This is a genomic window from Roseomonas acroporae, assembly GCF_023223525.1.
Classification (GTDB): Bacteria; Pseudomonadota; Alphaproteobacteria; order Acetobacterales; family Acetobacteraceae; genus Roseomonas_E; species Roseomonas_E acroporae.
Genome location: NZ_JALPRX010000280.1, coordinates 1 through 684 on the forward strand (window position 1 = coordinate 1; position 684 = coordinate 684).

Sequence of the window (684 nt, forward strand, 5' to 3'; positions counted from 1 at the left end):
GACACGCCGAGGCGCGCGCCGATCTCGCGGGCGCTGAGCTTGCCCGCGCACCACAGGCGCTTGGCCTCGGCGGTGTTGTCGTCGTTCCAGCTCATGGCGCCGCCCTCCGCGCGCGCAGATCGTCGGCCTCGCGGCGCAGCAGGCGGTCGAGCGCCGGGATGGACACGCCCAGGCGGACGATGCCGAGGCTCAGGTAGAACACCGGACGGGTGGTCAGGCCGAGGCCGTACCAGCCCACGTCAAGCATGATCGTCAGCATGGGATTTCCCCCGTGCGGCGCGGCGATCCCGCACGAGGTCGAGGATCACTTCCTCGACGTGCGGGTCGTCGGCCATGAGTTCGATGACGTGCGCCAGGTGCGGCGCGTTGTTGGCCGACAGCCAGTTCTGGCAGGCCCTCGGGTCGTGCCCGATGGCGCGCGCCAGCATCTTGGCCGGGGAGCGGAACACGCCCCAGCGGCGGCGCAGCGCATCCGCCAGCCGCTCCGAGACGGTGGTGGTGAAGTTGTCGGCTACGGCGTGCATTTTCCGGGCTCCGGAGAACCGAGACATGCTGTGTCCTCTCGCGCACATTGCTGGGCATGAGCAGCGAGCCCATCAGCAACGACGCAGGAGAGACCCCGGACGGAGACGGCGCTTCCCACGCCGTCTCCGCCGGCCTTGGACCGCTGCCGCGCGAGGCGGC

Annotated in this window: 2 protein-coding genes; both read right to left on the reverse strand. The window is 70.8% G+C overall.

Features of this window, described 5'->3' with window-relative positions; all coding sequences use genetic code 11:
* Positions 1-91: 91 nt before the first annotated feature.
* Positions 92-259, reverse strand: coding sequence for a hypothetical protein (locus M0638_RS28515; RefSeq protein ID WP_248670341.1), 168 nt, complete (start codon positions 257-259; stop codon positions 92-94).
* Positions 240-524 carry a hypothetical protein gene (locus tag M0638_RS28520; protein WP_248670342.1) on the reverse strand — a complete coding sequence of 95 codons (285 nt, stop codon included), beginning with the start codon at positions 522-524 and terminating at the stop codon, positions 240-242. The genes M0638_RS28515 and M0638_RS28520 overlap by 20 nt, the downstream gene beginning before the upstream one ends.
* Between the last annotated feature and the right edge of the window lie 160 nt (positions 525-684).

Bases quoted from the DNA above. Each gene is read 5' to 3' on its own strand.
- M0638_RS28515 (WP_248670341.1), bottom strand. From the start codon at position 259: ATGCTGACGATCATGCTTGACGTGGGCTGGTACGGCCTCGGCCTGACC.
- M0638_RS28520 (WP_248670342.1), bottom strand. From the start codon at position 524: ATGCACGCCGTAGCCGACAACTTCACCACCACCGTCTCGGAGCGGCTG.